The organism is Mesorhizobium sp. M0028 (assembly GCF_040323855.1).
Taxonomy (GTDB): Bacteria; Pseudomonadota; Alphaproteobacteria; order Rhizobiales; family Rhizobiaceae; genus Mesorhizobium.
The window spans coordinates 119,195-133,891 of record NZ_JAMYVG010000003.1; the positions used below are offsets into that span (position 1 = coordinate 119,195).

General features: G+C 62.1%; 13 protein-coding genes, 1 pseudogene and 1 riboswitch. Of the genes and pseudogenes, 4 read left to right on the top strand and 10 right to left on the bottom strand.

All coding sequences use genetic code 11. The annotated features are described in order from the left end of the window. Positions 1-164: 164 nt before the first annotated feature. On the top strand, positions 165-683 hold the full coding sequence (locus tag NKJ93_RS08295) for a CAP domain-containing protein (protein WP_023717111.1): 519 nt from the start codon (positions 165-167) through the stop codon (positions 681-683). 48 nt (positions 684-731) lie between these two features. On the opposite strand, the gene NKJ93_RS08300 is transcribed toward NKJ93_RS08295, so the two are convergent. The 8 genes from NKJ93_RS08300 to NKJ93_RS08335 all read right to left on the bottom strand — a co-directional run bounded on the left by NKJ93_RS08300 (position 732) and on the right by NKJ93_RS08335 (position 9,930). Then, on the bottom strand, positions 732-3,416 hold the full coding sequence (locus tag NKJ93_RS08300) for an EAL domain-containing protein (protein ID WP_352495546.1): 2,685 nt from the start codon (positions 3,414-3,416) through the stop codon (positions 732-734). A gap of 173 nt (positions 3,417-3,589) precedes the next feature. Further along, on the bottom strand, positions 3,590-5,125 hold the full coding sequence (locus NKJ93_RS08305; protein ID WP_352495547.1) for a DHA2 family efflux MFS transporter permease subunit: 1,536 nt from the start codon (positions 5,123-5,125) through the stop codon (positions 3,590-3,592). Positions 5,126-5,438: 313 nt separating this feature from the next. Further along, a complete protein-coding gene (locus NKJ93_RS08310; RefSeq protein ID WP_023717108.1) occupies positions 5,439-6,617 on the bottom strand; it encodes an HlyD family secretion protein in 1,179 nt (392 codons plus the stop codon). Then, complete coding sequence (locus tag NKJ93_RS08315; RefSeq protein WP_023717107.1) at positions 6,614-7,093, bottom strand: MarR family winged helix-turn-helix transcriptional regulator; 480 nt, start codon at positions 7,091-7,093, stop codon at positions 6,614-6,616. Before NKJ93_RS08315 ends, NKJ93_RS08310 begins: the two co-directional genes overlap by 4 nt. Before the next feature lie 81 nt (positions 7,094-7,174). Next, positions 7,175-8,176 (bottom strand): FecCD family ABC transporter permease, encoded by a 1,002-nt coding sequence (locus NKJ93_RS08320; protein WP_352481735.1) that lies wholly within the window; start codon positions 8,174-8,176, stop codon positions 7,175-7,177. 29 nt (positions 8,177-8,205) lie between these two features. Continuing rightward, entirely contained in the window at positions 8,206-9,150 is a 945-nt protein-coding gene (locus NKJ93_RS08325) for an ABC transporter substrate-binding protein (protein WP_352588545.1), read from the bottom strand. Further along, positions 9,147-9,335: a hypothetical protein gene (locus NKJ93_RS08330; RefSeq protein ID WP_352588547.1), complete on the bottom strand. Its 189-nt coding sequence runs from the start codon at positions 9,333-9,335 to the stop codon at positions 9,147-9,149. Before NKJ93_RS08330 ends, NKJ93_RS08325 begins: the two co-directional genes overlap by 4 nt. Positions 9,336-9,375: 40 nt before the next feature. Further along, positions 9,376-9,930: an ABC transporter ATP-binding protein gene (locus NKJ93_RS08335; protein ID WP_352588550.1), complete on the bottom strand. Its 555-nt coding sequence runs from the start codon at positions 9,928-9,930 to the stop codon at positions 9,376-9,378. Positions 9,931-9,954: 24 nt separating this feature from the next. After that, positions 9,955-10,159, bottom strand: a riboswitch (cobalamin riboswitch). Positions 10,160-10,240: 81 nt separating this feature from the next. Here NKJ93_RS08335 and NKJ93_RS08340 point away from each other — a divergent pair. Next, positions 10,241-10,579: pseudogene (locus NKJ93_RS08340) on the top strand (GyrI-like domain-containing protein); the annotation flags it as partial. A gap of 37 nt (positions 10,580-10,616) precedes the next feature. Here NKJ93_RS08340 and NKJ93_RS08345 read toward each other — a convergent pair. Continuing rightward, a complete protein-coding gene (locus NKJ93_RS08345) occupies positions 10,617-11,552 on the bottom strand; it encodes a bifunctional helix-turn-helix transcriptional regulator/GNAT family N-acetyltransferase (RefSeq protein WP_023717102.1) in 936 nt (311 codons plus the stop codon). A 228-nt stretch (positions 11,553-11,780) separates the two neighbouring features. On the opposite strand from NKJ93_RS08345, the gene groES reads away from it, so the two are divergent. Beyond that, positions 11,781-12,077, top strand: a complete 297-nt coding sequence (gene groES / locus NKJ93_RS08350) for a co-chaperone GroES (protein WP_006333965.1) — start codon at positions 11,781-11,783, stop codon at positions 12,075-12,077. 62 nt (positions 12,078-12,139) lie between these two features. After that, positions 12,140-13,795 carry a chaperonin GroEL gene (gene groL, locus NKJ93_RS08355; protein WP_352481739.1) on the top strand — a complete coding sequence of 552 codons (1,656 nt, stop codon included), beginning with the start codon at positions 12,140-12,142 and terminating at the stop codon, positions 13,793-13,795. Between the two features lie 217 nt (positions 13,796-14,012). Here the strand turns inward: groL and NKJ93_RS08360 are convergent, their stop codons facing one another. Further along, on the bottom strand, positions 14,013-14,612 hold the full coding sequence (locus NKJ93_RS08360; protein WP_352495553.1) for a TetR/AcrR family transcriptional regulator: 600 nt from the start codon (positions 14,610-14,612) through the stop codon (positions 14,013-14,015). Positions 14,613-14,697: the final 85 nt, after the last annotated feature.

The window sequence follows — 14,697 nt, forward strand, 5'->3', positions numbered from 1 at the left end:
AAAAGGCGGGGACCCAGCGGCAAACTTTGCTGGTTCCGCAACGAACAGTCTGGGCGACTTGCGACCCGCGAGCTCGGCCCTTTTTGTTGCGCTGTGGGTCGGCTTGAGCGAGATTCTAATCGCCTGCCCGGCAAAAGCCATGATCACCGCTATGTCAGGCGGGCATGACCGTTGCGAGAATTGAAAATTATGAAGGCAAACCAAGCCTGAACAGGCGCATGCTGCTCAGAGCTGCCGGCCTTGGTGCCCTTGCCGGGCTCGCCGCCTGCGCAACCGCCGTGCTGCCCACCGGCGAAGGCGCCGGTGTCTCTGCTTCCGCGGCCGGCACCCTGAGCGGCATTCGGGCCTCAGCCGGTCTTGGACCGCTTGTCGCCGATCCTCGTCTCGAACAGGCGGCCTTGCAGCAGGCCGGCTACATGGCGCGCCGCGGCCGCATGAATCACACCACCGGCTGGGGCAAGGACTTTGCCTCGCGCGTCAAAGACAATGGCATTGCCGGCGCCGCCGCCGAGAACATCGCCGAAGGCCGCTTCGACCAGCAGAAGCTGTTCGATATCTGGGTGCATTCGCCAGGCCACCGCCGCAACATGCTAGACCCGCGCTTCACCCGCTTCGGCCTCGCCTATGTACGCGACGGCCGCGACAACACGCTTCGCTACTGGTGCCTTGTGCTCGGAAGATAGCACGGTTTCGCCTTTGGTCGGCGGAGTCCGTGCCGGATGATCGAGCCGTCAGTCTTTGCGGCCGCCGAGCAACTCCTCGATGTCCTGCGCACAAACCGGTCTGCTGAAATGATAGCCTTGCATTTCGTCGCAATTGTTCCTGCGCAGGAAGGCCACCTGATCATCTGTCTCAACGCCCTCGGCGATGACCCTCAGGTTGAGATTTTGCCCCAATGAAATCACCGCGCTGGCCACAGCCTGGTCGTTCTCGTCGGCGGCGAGGTCCTTGATGAAGGACTTGTCGATCTTCAGCCGCGCCACGGGAAAGGTTTTGAGTGCGCTGAGGCTGGAATAGCCTGTGCCGAAATCATCGATCGAGATCTGGACACCCAGGCTTTGCAGGGCGTTCATGGTCGCGACGGCGAGCTCGATATCCTGCATGATAAGGCTCTCGGTCACCTCCAGTTCGAGATACCTGGCCTCCAGGCCGCTGTCCTTCAGCGCGCTGACGATGCGATCGATCAGGTTGCGCTCCCTGAATTGCCGCGCCGACACATTCACGCAAACGGTCAAGGGCGGCAGCCCGGCGTCTTGCCAGGCTTTGTTCTGCCGGCACGCCTCATGCAGAACCCAGTCGCCGATCGGTACGATCAGACCTGTCTCCTCGGCGGTCGGGATGAACATCGTCGGCATTATCGTGCCAAGCGTTGGATGGTTCCAGCGTATCAGCGCCTCGACCGCAAAAATCCGACCTGACCGAAGGTCCACTTGCGGTTGGTAGAGCAGAGTGAATTCCGAACGCGCCAAGGCGTTTCGCAACTCTTCCTGAAGCACGAATTTTTCATGCGCCCGGGTATTGAACTCCGGAGCGTAAAACTGGAAATTGTCGCGGCCGAACTCCTTGGCGCGATACATGGCCGCATCGGCATTTGCCAGCAGCGTATCGGGATCAGTCCCATCCTTCGGATAGTTGGCAATGCCTATGCTGGCCGTCGCCCGCACAAGATGCGCTCCGAGCCGAACCGGTTCGGCGAGTGCCGACCTGAGCTTTTGCAAGGTCTCGGAAACGAGATCGACGTTCGCCGGCTGGTCGAAAAGCACGATGACGAATTCGTCGCCGCCAAGCCGCACGACGGTATCGGTTGCCCTCACGCAGTCGACCATGCGACTTGCGACGATCTTCAGAAGCTCGTCTCCGGCATTGTGGCCGAGCGTGTCGTTGACAAATTTGAAATTGTCCAGATCGATGAACACCACCGTCACCCAGCGATCGTATCGCTGGGCGTACAGGACCGCCTGCGAAAGCCGATCCTCGAGCAAGGCGCGATTGGGAAGCCCGGTCAGCACGTCATGATTGGCCATGAAGTGGATCCGGTCTTCAGCCTGTTTGCGTTCGATGGCGATCCCGGCGATGCGCGTGGTGAAATCGATCAGGCGGGTCTCGGCCTCGGTCGGTTCGCGCACCGTCATCGAATACATCGCAAAGACGCCAAGCACCGCGCCCTGATGCGACAGGATCGGGGTCGACCAGCACGAACGCAAACCGTGCGGCCGCGCGAGTTCGCGATAATCCTGCCAAAGCGGATCCTGCATGATGTCAGCGACAATCGCCGGCTCGTGCCGATAGACCGCCGTTCCGCAAGACCCCGCCCGAGGGCCGACCGCGGCGCCGTCGACGGCGTCGGTGTAGTCTTTCGCCAGGCTCGGCGCGGCGGCGTGGCGCAAGTGGCTGCCATCCTTGTCGAGCAGCAAGACCGAACCGAATATCCCCGCCAGTTGGGACTCGACCAGACGCATGAGCCGCTCGAGCACGTCTTCGAGGGGAGCGCTCTTTGCGATCATCTCGAGGATATGCGCCTGCCCATCGCGAAGGATTTCGGCCTGCTTGCGCGCAGTGATGTCGCGGGCAATGCCGACGAGGCCGAAAATGTTGTTTTGAACGTTGCGCAACGGCAGTTTCGTAGACAGGAACCATTTGCCGGTGCCTGACGCATCGACGACGAACTCCTCCTCGTCGATCATCGGTTGTCCGTCGCGCATCAGTTGCTGCTCGACGAAGCGAAATTTCTGCGCAAGATCCGGCGCGTGAAGGTCGAAGTCGCTCAGGCCGATCATGTCGCTCGTGCTGTCTCGACCGCTGTCGGACGCAATGGCTCGGTTGGCGACGACGAAGCGGCTTTCGGTGTCCTTCACCCACATGTAGTCAGGCACCAGGTCGATCAGCGTCTGCAAGGAGATACGCTCGTCGACAACCAAGCGGTTGGCGCTGAGCTCGCTGATGTCCTCGTGCGTGGCCACCCAGCCGCCGTCAGGCATCGGTTGATGGCAGACCTGAATTGTCCGGCCATCGGCGAGCTCGGCTGTCCAGTTCCCCGAAGCAGTGCCCGAATTGACTGCCCGGGCCAACGCCAGATAGGCGTCCGCATTCATTGCCGAGGTCCCGACAGCGACGCGCCGCTCGACGATTTCGCGCAGCGCCGCCCCCGGCTGCAATTGCTCCGGCGCAAGGCGATAGATTTCCGCATAGCGCCGGTTGCACAGGATCAGCCGTTCATCGGCGTCAAAAAAGCAGATGCCTTGCGAGATGTTCTCGATCGCGGTCTGGAACCGCAGTGCCTGGTCTTGAAGCGCTGCAATCGTGGCGCGAAGCTCGCGCTCGAGCGCCTCATATGAGGCAGTCGCCAGTTGTGCCAGCGTCGTCAAATTGGCGGATTCGGGCACTTCGGCGGTTTGCCTGGATGATTTCGTGGCCAAATACAGTTCCTCCCGCTGATGCTTGAGGCAAGCAAAGGAGGCTCGCCTTCAACCCAAAAGCGAGTGCATATTGGTCGGGATATACTAATGGCAGGTGAACCGGCTCAACGCCGACGCGACCGGCACAGGCAACGGAAGCCGTGAGTCGGTCGCGGTTGCCGGAGCCGTGAGACTTAGTCCATATGCGCGGCAGGCGCTCCACCGGCGGGCGGCGCAGCCTTTGGCTTGCGCAGCAGGAAAACAAACGGGACGGCAAGCAGTGTCATCATCATCAGCAGCTTGAAGTCATTGACGTAGGAGACCATCATCGCCTGGATATTGACCATGCCATCCATCAGCGACAGCGCCGTCGGATCGCCGCCCGCCGCTGCCGGCGACGCCGCCCAGAGGTTGGGATTGAACGGATTGATATAGGCCGAGAGCTCAGCGTGGTTGATCTGCGTGTTGCGTACCAGCAGAACCGTCACCACCGACACGCCGATCGACGAGCCAAGATTGCGCACCAGGCTGAACAACGCCGTGGCATCGGTGCGGAAGCGTGCGTCGAGCGTGGCGAAGGCCACGGTGGACAGCGGCACGAACACCATTCCCATTCCAAGGCCCTGGATGACGCCGGAGCTGAGGATAAGCCAGTTGTCCATCTGCGGCGAGAAGCTGGACATCGTATAGAGCGATTGCGCGGTCAGCAGGAAGCCGATGACGACGAGGATCCTGGCATCGATCCTGTGCATGATCCGCCCGACGAACAGCATCGCGATCATCGTGCCGACACCGCGTGGCCCCAGGACGATGCCGATGGTGAGGGTCGGATAGCCGAAGATGGTCGACAGCATTGGCGGCAGCAGCGACATGCTCGCCAAAATGAGCACGCCCATGACAAAGATGAACGCCAGCCCGGTGACGAAATTGCGATCGAGGAAGATCTTCGGGTCGATAAAGGGGTGCTCCGCCGTCAACGTGTGAATGGTGAATACCCAGAAGCCGGTGATGGAAAGACCAAGCTCGATCCATATCTCGATCGAGGAAAACCAGTCGACCTCACCGCCACGATCGAGCATCAGTTGCAGCGCGCCGACACCGAGCGAGAGCATGGCGAAGCCGAAGAAATCGAAGCTGCGCACCCGCCGGGCCACGCTGGGGAGATATGCGGCCATGCCGAGGAAGGCGATGATGCCGACCGGCAGGTTGATGAAGAACACCCAGCGCCAGTTGAAATTCTCGGTCAGCCAGCCACCCAGCGTCGGGCCAAGGATCGGTCCCAGCATGATGCCGGCGCCCCAGATGGCCATGGCCTGGCCGTGGCGTTCCCTAGGGTTGATGTCGAGCAGGAAGGTCTGCGACAGCGGCACGATGGCCGCGCCGAAGACGCCTTGCATCAGCCGGAAGAGAACGATGGTCTCCAGGCTCCAGGCTATGCCGCACAGCATGGAGAAGACGGTGAAGCCGACCACCGCCGTCAGGAACAGCTCCTTGCGACCGAAGCGGTCGGCAAGCCAGCCGGTCACCGGCGTCATGATCGCGGCGGCAACGATGTAGGAGGTCAGCACCCAGTTGATGTTGTCGGGGGAGGCGCCGAGATCGCCGGTCATGGTCGGCAGCGCGACGTTGGCGATCGTCGTGTCGAGCGCCTGCATGATCGTCGCCAGCATGAGCGCAACTGTGATCAGGCCGCGGTGCGGTACTTCGCGAAAGGGTTCTGGGGTGCTCATGACGTAAAACTTCCAGCAGGTAACAAAAACGTGTACATTAGGTTTCCGGACGGCGAGGCCCTCGCTGCAGAGAGACCCTCATCGCGGTGGGACGCGAGCATCGATGTGGGGGTTACATCGACTGAGCGTCTCGACAAAGCGGGCGCCTGCCGCCCGGAAACCTGAGGACCGAAGATCCTGCGCAACGTTGTCTGGTTTAGCCAGGCCGCAGCGCAGCCCGTCTACGCATTCAACTCTTCCTGCGCCTCCCTCGGACCAATCCTGTCACCTGCATCCATCTCGCTGTTTGCCATGCGGCCGCTGTCAGGCCTCTTTACTTGGCCTCGCCTGCCGTGGCGCGGCGGAAAATGCCCGGCAGCCCGCGGGAAACGCCGGTGTCCACCGTGACGGTCGCGCTCATGCCGGTGCGCAGCGCCATCTTGGCGTCGGCGTCGGTCAACTCCAGGCGGACCGGAATGCGCTGCGTGACCTTGACCCAGTTGCCGGTGGCGTTCTGCGCGGGCAGCAGCGAGAACTCGGCCCCGGTGCCGGCGCCAATCGCCTTGACGGTGGCTTCGAACGTCTTGCCCGGATAGGTGTCGACCACGATTTCGGCCTTTTGGCCCGGATTCATGTTGGTGAGCTGCGTTTCCTTGAAATTGGCGTCGACCCAGGTATCGCCGGTCTCGACCAGCGAAAACAGCGGCGTGCCCGAGCCGACATACTGGCCGACCTTGAACGAAGCGGCCTGGCTGATGATGCCGTCGGCAGGCGCTTTGACTGTTGTCTGGACCAGATCGTAGGCCGCCTTGTTGCGTGCGGCGAGCGCCGCCATCACTGTCGGATGCTTGTCGGTCTCGATGTCGGGATTGCCGCCAAGTGCCGCCTTGGCGCTGACGATCCCTTGCTGGGCCACGGCCAGCTGCTGCTTGGCCTTGTCGAGGTCGTTCTTGGCCTCGTCCAGCGACGACTTGGCGTTGATGCCCTTGCGGGCAAGGTCGGCGGCGCGGTCATACTGCGACTGCGCGTACTGGACCTGGCTTTCGTCGGACTTCTCTTGCGCCAGCGCCTGGCTGTAGGCCGCACGCAGCTGCTCGACATTGAGCCGCGCGCCGGCCACCGCCGCATCGGCCTGGGCCAATGCGATCCGGTAGGGCTCGGGATCGATGGCGAACAACACGTCGCCCTGCTTGACAGACTGGTTGTCGAAAATATCGACCTGAACGATGCGGCCCGCCGTATCGGCGGCTATCGACACCTTGGCCTGCTGCAGATTGGCGTTCTCGGTCTCCTGATAGCGGCCGCCGGTCACCCAGACATAGCTGCCGCCGGCGATCAACGCAGCGGGCAGCACAAACATCAAAAGGAAGCGGCCGGCACGACGCTTCTTCTTCGGCGCCACTGGCGCCGGAGCTACCTGCGGAGCGACCGTTACCGGAGCTGCCGCCGGCTTCGCGGGAGCTTCCATCTCCAGCTTGGCCGCATTCTTATCTACTTTGGCTACCGCGTTCATGCTGCTGCGCCTTCCGTATTCTTCACTTTTTCCGAGGGCGGCGTCTCACCATCCGCAAGATTCTGCACCATTGTCTCCAGCGCCTTGACCAGGACGCGGCGATCTTCCGGCGAAACGCCAACGAGCGATTCCTCATACACCTCGCCGGCAAGGCTCTTGACGTGGGCGTAGGCTGCGTTCGCCTTGGCGGTCGGGAAAATCATGCGCACTCGTCTGTCGGTTGCGTCGGGACGGCGCTCGATCCAGCCGCCCTCCTCCATGCGATCGACAAGGCGCGAGACGCTGATCGGCTCGATTTCGAGAAGCTCGGCAAGCCGCGCCTGCGCGACACCCGCCTCCTTGGCGACACGGACCAGAAGCCGCCATTGCGCCGAAGAAAGGCCGAAACCACTAGCGCGCGCCTCGAAGCGCTTGCGCATCAGGCGCTGCACGTCGTGGATCAAAAAGCCCAATCTGTCGATGCCGTCGGAAACCATGAGCGACATATATAATAAGCGTGCTCATAATTCAAGGAGCCGGATTGTGCCAGAAGCCGGTAAGTGTGCATGGCAGTCACATCATGAGCGATTGCGAATGAGCATCGTGACCACGAAGAAAGCGCCGACCGAACTGGTGATGATGCCGATCGGCAGTTCCTGCGGCGGCAGCAGCGTGCGCGCGAGAAGGTCGCTTGCCAGCAACAGCACCGCTCCGAAGAGGGCGCAGCTTGCAATCAGGCGCAGATGAAGCGGGCCGGCCAGGGTCCTGGACAGATGTGGGATCATCAAGCCAACGAAACCTATGACGCCTGCGACCGAGACAAGGATCGCCGTCGAGAAAGCGGCGACGAGAAATGTCATCCTGCGCATCCGCGCAACCGGGACGCCGAGGCTTTCAGCGGCATTCTCGCCGGCCAGGAAAGCGTCGAGCCGGCGGTGGTTCCAAAGTCCATAAACAAGGATGGTGCCTGCGCCCAGAGCAGCCAGCTCGATATTGTCCCAACGGGCCAGCCCGAGCCCGCCCATCGTCCAGAACAACACCGAGTGAGCGGCGCGCTGGTCTCCGGCAAAGACGAGATAGTTAGTCAAGGCGGTGAACATGAACGAGACGGCAAGCCCGGCGAGGATCAGCCGTTCGGGGCCTTGCCCCCTCACCCGCGAAACCAGCAAAAGCACGATGCCGGCGGCCAATACGCCGCCCGTGAAGGCCGCGACCGGCAACGTCCAGATACCGAAATGGTCGCCAAAAATGGTGATGACGGAAACCGCGCCGGCCGCGGCTCCGGACGACAGGCCGAACAAGAACGGATCTGCGAGGTCGTTGCGCGTTACCGTCTGCAGCAGCGCGCCGATGACGCCCAGCCCGGCGCCGACACAGATGGCCATAATCGTGCGCGGTAGCCTAAGATCGAGGACGATCTTGGCAATCGGGATCTTGCCGGCCGGACCGGACACGATGTCTCCGTCCAGCCCGGCGGCATGTCCGAGCGCAGCAATCACGTCGCTCAACGCGATGACCGTCGATCCATAGGCAATCGACAGCAGAGCAAGAGCGGCAATCGCTGCTGCTCCTGCTGTCATCGCCAATTCGAACGCTCTCTGGCGCAAGCTCAGAAAGCTTCCGGGTGCATCGCCCTGGCGATCTTGCCGATCGCCTCGATGTTGGCAGGCCCAGGCGTCAGTTCGGCATAGCGCAGCGCAATGAAGTGCTCATTTTTGACCGCCTCAGTCTCCTTCATCGCCGGATGAGCTTTCAGGAAATCGAGCAGTTTTCTGTAGCCGCCGTCCTGGTAGTCGAGCAGGATAAGAAATTGCGGATTGCGGGCCGCCACCGTCTCCCAATCCGTATTGCCCCAGCTCGTCGGCATGTCGGCCATGATGTTGTCGCCGCCGGCTGCGGCGATCATGGCGCTGGGGATCGCGAACTTGCCTGATGTGAAGGGTTTGTCTTCGCCGGAGTCGTAAAGAAACACACGCGTTCCCGTGCGGTCGCCGATCTTTGCCGTGATATCGGCGAGCTGCGCCTTCCAGTTCGAAACAAGCTTTCCCGCCTCCGCCTCCTTGCCAAAAATCTTGCCCAGCTTTTCGACATCACCATAGAGCAGGTCCATCGAGGCTGCGGGGCGGTTCTGGTCGAGATGGACGCAACTTTCCGTCAGCACCAGCGTCTTGATACCGTGCGGGGCCAGCGTATCGGGCGTCACCTCGCCGCCAGGCTTCATGCCGTAATACCAGCCGGCGAAGAAGAAATCGGGCTCGACGGCGACGAGGTTTTCGAGGGTCGGGTATTTCGGCGCGAGTTCCGGGATCGCGCCCTGCTCGGCCTTGAATTCCGGACCGACCTTATACCATCCGGTGATGCCGGTCAGGCCGACGATCGATGGTTGCAGCCCCAGCGCGAAGGCCATCTCCGCCATGTTCAGATCTTGGATGACGGCGCGCTTCGGCGCGGCGTCGAACGTCAGCGGCGTGCCGCAGCTATCAACGGTTACCGGGAAAGCGAAGGCGGTCTGGGCAAGTAGGAGGGAGGCAAAAGACAGTACGAGGCGTTTCACGGATGTTGCTCCTTGGTCAAATCGGGATGTGAAGAGGCGCGGTTCGGAACGTCGAAGACCGTGAGTTCGCGGTCTTCGGTGGGATGGCGCAGCCAAAGCACGTCAACGCCGAAAATCTCGCGGATCAACTTCTTGGTCAGCGCCTCGCGCGGACTGGCAAGTGCCTGCAGGCGGGCCTCGTTCATCACCGCGACCCTGGTGGCAAATGGCGTGACAAGCGACAGATCATTGAAGCACCGCCACGACGGTCATGCCAAACTGCGATACGAGTTCGAGAAGGTCGCTGCGGGCGCGCGGATCGAGATGATTGGTCGGTTCATCGAGGAACAGGATTTTGGGCTCCTGGGCGATGGCGCGCGCCAACTGGGCGCGTTGCCGCTCGCCACCGGATAGCGAGCCGATCGTGCGGCCGAGCAGCGGCAGCAGGCCGGTTCTGCGAAGTGCTTCAATGACGATGTCGCGTTGCTCGCTCCACCGACGCAAGCCGGCATGCGGGACGCGCCCAAGCTCGACGTAGTCGATCACGGCAAGCCGCGGATCAGGCTGATCGGTCTGGCCAACGACCGCCATGTGCAGTGCCCGCTCGGCGGCCGAAAACCTCTCCAGCCGGCGTCCGGAAAATCTCACATCTCCCGCGCTTGGCCGCAGCGTACCGCATAGCATGCGCAGCAGCGTCGTCTTGCCGGCGCCGTTGGGGCCGATGATGGCGAGGCGGTCGCCCGCCGCTACCGAAAGGCTCACCGCGCTTACCAGGCACCGGCCGACACGACCGATGTCCACGTTTTCTCCCGGCACACCCCGTCCGGTCAACTCATGCTGATGGCAGGTCTCCTGGCTCGCGGGTCTTTGCGCCATCCTGCCTTCCCAGCCTTGCCGGCCAGTGGCATTTCGGATTTTGCTCGCCGCTTACAGTTGCGGGGGCAGCCACGGCCTCGATCCAAAGGATCTCACCGTGTTCCCTTTTCACCCCTTGCCTTGCGACTCGGGGACCATCAGTCAGCCACCCTAGTTTTCCGCCAATCACAGCGCAATAAGTCTTGTCAGAAGGAGCCATATAGACCTCGTGACGTAATAACGTTACATTTAAAAGGACGTTCCAGGCGAGATCGGCGACGTCGCCTATGGCGTCTGCGTCAACGGCGACGACGCCGGCAATTTCGACTACATCGCTGGCGTCGAAGTGTCCGATTTTTCGGACCTGCCGAGGGAGTTTTGGCGTGTGCGCGTGCCGGCGCAGAAATACGGCGTGTTCGCCCATCGTGACCATATCTCGACCATCCGCCGCACGGTCAACACGATCTGGAACAAATGGCTGCCAGCCTCTGGGCACGAGATCGCCGATGCGCCGGAATTCGAGCGTTACGGCCCCGAATTTGATCCGCGCAGCGGCAATGGCGGGCTGGAAATCTGGATACCGATCAAAGGGTGAGGCACGGCAGGCCGACGCCGAAGCGCCGGAAGCGCTGCTACAGTTCCAGGTTCCAGTTCTGGCCGACCAGATCCCTGCCGAAGGAATGGTGGCACTCCTCGTTGGTCAATTTAAAGCCCACAGACTCATAGATGTGGCGGGCGGCGGCGAGCACGTCGTTGGTCCACAGCGTCAGTGTCCTGTAACCCGTGGCGCGGCAAAAGCCGATACATTCCTCGACCAGCCGCTTGCCGATGCCGAGACCTCGCGCCGAGGGCTCGACGTAGAGCAGGCGCAATTTCGCCACCGCGTCCGACTGGCGCACGACGAAGACGGAGCCGACGACCTCGCCTTCCCGCTCGGCGATCCAGCTGCGTTCCCATTTCGGATCGAAGGATTTGACGAATGTGCCGAGGATTTCAGCGACCAGCGCCTCATAGGTTTCGTCCCAGCCATATTCCTGCGCGTAGAGCAGGCCCTGGCGATGGATGATCCAGCCGATGTCGCCGACCTGCAGAGGCCGCAGCGTGTAGGGAATGTTGGGTTCGGCGGTCGCGCCCAGCAGACGCTGCACCGTCTGCATGGCCTTGACCAGCCTGTCCTGTTCGGGAACCGAAAGCCGGTCGAGCAATGCCGCGACCTGGTCGTGCGAGCCCTGGTTCAGCGGCGCGAAAGCCTGCCGCCCGGCCTTGGTCAGGGCGATCGACGAACGCCTTGCATCCGCCTCGATCGTGGCGCGCTCGACCAGATGACGTTCCTCGAATTTCTTCAGCAGCCGGCTGAGATAACCGGGATCGAGGCCGAGATCGCGCCCAAGGTCCGTGGCGGTCAGGCCATCGCGATGCGCCAGTTCATAGAGCACCCGCGCCTCGGTCAGCGAGAAGGTGCTTTTCAGCAGCCCTTCGTCGAGCAGCCCGATCTGGCGGGTATAGAAGCGGTTGAAGGCTCGCACCGCGTCGATCCGCTCCTTGCCTGGGTGATGATGAATGGTCATGGCATCCTCCTGCCGGTAAGATCAGCCATTTAGTTGACTTGGTCAAGTATCTGTTTGAAGCATCCGTTTGAAGCAATTGTTCTGATGATGCTCACCGGGCGCCTTGACTCGCGCGAGTTGCCAGACTATTTCAGCGCCACGTTAGCACTCCCCCAAGATGAGTGCTAACCATGTCCGGCGCCGCCGGACGGAGGAACTGTTCTCACCATTCTCATCGAGGAATAAAAAATGGCAAAGTCGAAGTTCCGCCCGCTTCATGACCGCGTGGTCGTTCGTCGGGTCGAATCCGAATCCAAGACCGCGGGCGGGATCATCATCCCCGACACGGCGAAGGAAAAGCCGCAGGAAGGCGAGATCATCGCCGTCGGTTCCGGCGCCCGTGACGAAGCCGGCAAGCTCGTCCCGCTGGACGTCAAGGCCGGCGACCGTATCCTGTTCGGCAAGTGGTCGGGCACCGAAGTCAAGCTCAATGGCGAAGACCTTCTGATCATGAAGGAAGCCGACATTATGGGCATCATCGGCTGAATATCGGCCTCACCCTCATTTAAATCTTCGGGCTCAATCCAAGCCCCTGCCAGGAGCTAAAAATGGCTGCCAAAGACGTAAAATTCTCCCGCGACGCTCGTGAGCGCATGCTGCGCGGCGTCAACATCCTCGCCGACGCGGTGAAGGTCACGCTCGGCCCCAAGGGCCGCAACGTCGTCATCGACAAGTCGTTCGGCGCACCGCGCATTACCAAGGACGGCGTCACCGTTGCCAAGGAAATCGAGCTTGAAGACAAGTTCGAGAACATGGGCGCGCAGATGGTCCGCGAAGTTGCTTCGAAGACCAACGACATCGCCGGCGACGGCACCACGACCGCGACCGTTCTGGCACAGTCGATCGTCCAGGAAGGCCACAAGGCGGTTGCCGCCGGCATGAACCCGATGGACCTCAAGCGCGGCATCGACCTCGCCGTCGCCGACGTCGTCGCGACGCTGATCAAGAACGCCAAGAAGATCAAGACCTCGGAAGAGGTTGCCCAGGTCGGCACCATCGCCGGCAATGGCGACGTTTCGGTCGGCTCGATGATCGCGGAAGCGATGCAGAAGGTCGGCAATGAGGGCGTCATCACCGTCGAGGAAGCCAAGACCGCCGAGACCGAGCTCGAAGTCGTCGAAGGCATGCAGTTCGACCGCGGTTATCTCTCGCCCTACTTCGTCACCAACGCCGAGAAGATGGTTGCGGATCTGGAAGACGCCTACATTCTTCTCCACGAGAAGAAGCTCTCCAACCTGCAGGCCATGCTGCCGATCCTCGAGGCTGTCGTGCAGACCTCGAAGCCGCTGGTCATCATTTCGGAAGACGTCGAGGGCGAGGCCCTGGCCACGCTCGTCGTCAACAAGCTGCGTGGCGGCCTGAAGATCGCCGCCGTCAAGGCGCCTGGCTTCGGTGATCGCCGCAAGGCCATGCTGGAAGACATCGCTATCCTCACCGGTGGCCAGGTCATCTCCGAAGACCTCGGCATCAAGCTCGAGAATGTCGGCCTGAACATGCTCGGCCGCGCCAAGAAGGTGTCGATCTCCAAGGAGAACACCACCATCGTCGACGGCGCCGGCAAGAAGGCCGAGATCCAAGGCCGCGTCGCCCAGATCAAGCAGCAGATCGAGGAGACCACCTCGGACTACGACAAGGAGAAGCTGCAGGAACGTCTCGCCAAGCTGGCGGGCGGCGTTGCCGTCATCCGCGTCGGCGGTGCGACCGAAGTGGAAGTCAAGGAAAAGAAGGACCGCGTCGATGACGCCCTCAACGCGACCCGTGCGGCCGTCGAAGAAGGCATCGTTCCCGGCGGCGGCGTCGCACTGCTGCGCGCTTCGCTGAGCATCAAGGCAACCGGCGCCAACTCCGACCAGACCGCCGGCATCAGCATCGTGCGTCGCGCGCTGCAGGCTCCGGCCCGTCAGATCGCGGCCAACGCCGGTGCGGAAGCATCGATCGTTGCCGGCAAGATCCTTGAGAACAAGGGCGCGACCTTCGGCTACAACGCCCAGACCGGCGAATATGGCGACATGATCGCCATGGGTATCGTCGATCCGGTCAAGGTTGTGCGCACGGCTCTGCAGGACGCGGCCTCGGTCGCCGGCCTGCTGGTCACCACCGAAGCCATGATTGCGGAGGCTCCGAAGAAGGAGTCGGCTGGCGGCGGCATGCCTGGCGGCATGGGCGGCGGCGGCATGGGCGGCATGGGCGGTATGGATTTCTAATCCAACCCATCAGCCTTCATGTACGGAAAGGGCGGCCGAGAGGTCGCCCTTTTTCGTTGATGGGACGGAGGATGAGAGGCGGTCCGATTCCAAAGCAAGCGGAAGCATACCCCTGACCGTTTCTTCGGCGTCGGCGCAGAACGTGAATTGCAGAGCTGGAGCGTCGGCCCTTCGGCAGGGCTCCGCGCTGGCCTCGATGCCGTGGAAGCGCGAAACGTCAATGCGCCGTGACTGCGATCTCTTTCGCCGGCAATGCCCCCTCAATCAGCGCCGCGACCTCATCGGCTACCGCCAGCACCGGGGCGCGGTCGCGGGTGGCGCGTGCGATCACCATCAGCCCTTCCAGCGATGATTCGACCAGCAGCGCCAGCGCGTGCGCGCGGCGCTCGGGAACCCCTGCCCTGACGAAGGCCGCCCTGAGCAGGCCTATCCATTGCTCGAAGGCCGACCGGCACAACTCAGCCAACTCCGGCATGTCGGTCGGCGAATCCAACACCACGGGCGCGATCGGGCAACCGAGCGTGAACTGGTTGTCTTCCAGCATGCGCGCGACCGATTGGTAGATGTGGTGGACCGCCACCGCCGGATCTTTTTCGGCAGCGAGCGCGGCGTCCAGCCTCTGCGTCACATCGGCGACGCTATCGCGCGTAACCTCGACGACCAGCTGATCCTTGCCGCCCGGAAAGTGGAAGTAGAGCGAGCCTCTCGGTGCGCCTGAGGCGCTCAATATGTCGTTGAGCGACGTGCCGTGGTAGCCGCGCTGCCTTAGCAGCAGCGCCGTCGTCTCGAGTATGCGGGTGCGGGTGTCGTTCGCCATGTCAACCTCTGTCAGGAATGAGCATTATAGGCCTTGCCTCGAATATGACAACCGGTCTATATAATATGTAGATCAGTCTATATAT

Excerpts from the sequence above, each read along its gene's own strand:
- NKJ93_RS08295 (WP_023717111.1), top strand. The coding sequence starts at position 165 with ATGACCGTTGCGAGAATTGAAAATTATGAAGGCAAACCAAGCCTGAAC.
- NKJ93_RS08305 (WP_352495547.1), bottom strand. The coding sequence starts at position 5,125 with ATGAGCACCCCAGAACCCTTTCGCGAAGTACCGCACCGCGGCCTGATC.
- NKJ93_RS08310 (WP_023717108.1), bottom strand. The coding sequence starts at position 6,617 with ATGAACGCGGTAGCCAAAGTAGATAAGAATGCGGCCAAGCTGGAGATG.
- NKJ93_RS08315 (WP_023717107.1), bottom strand. The coding sequence starts at position 7,093 with ATGGTTTCCGACGGCATCGACAGATTGGGCTTTTTGATCCACGACGTG.
- NKJ93_RS08320 (WP_352481735.1), bottom strand. The coding sequence starts at position 8,176 with ATGACAGCAGGAGCAGCAGCGATTGCCGCTCTTGCTCTGCTGTCGATT.
- NKJ93_RS08330 (WP_352588547.1), bottom strand. The coding sequence starts at position 9,335 with ATGAACGAGGCCCGCCTGCAGGCACTTGCCAGTCCGCGCGAGGCGCTG.
- NKJ93_RS08345 (WP_023717102.1), bottom strand. The coding sequence starts at position 11,552 with ATGACCATTCATCATCACCCAGGCAAGGAGCGGATCGACGCGGTGCGA.
- groES (WP_006333965.1), top strand. The coding sequence starts at position 11,781 with ATGGCAAAGTCGAAGTTCCGCCCGCTTCATGACCGCGTGGTCGTTCGT.
- groL (WP_352481739.1), top strand. The coding sequence starts at position 12,140 with ATGGCTGCCAAAGACGTAAAATTCTCCCGCGACGCTCGTGAGCGCATG.
- NKJ93_RS08360 (WP_352495553.1), bottom strand. The coding sequence starts at position 14,612 with ATGGCGAACGACACCCGCACCCGCATACTCGAGACGACGGCGCTGCTG.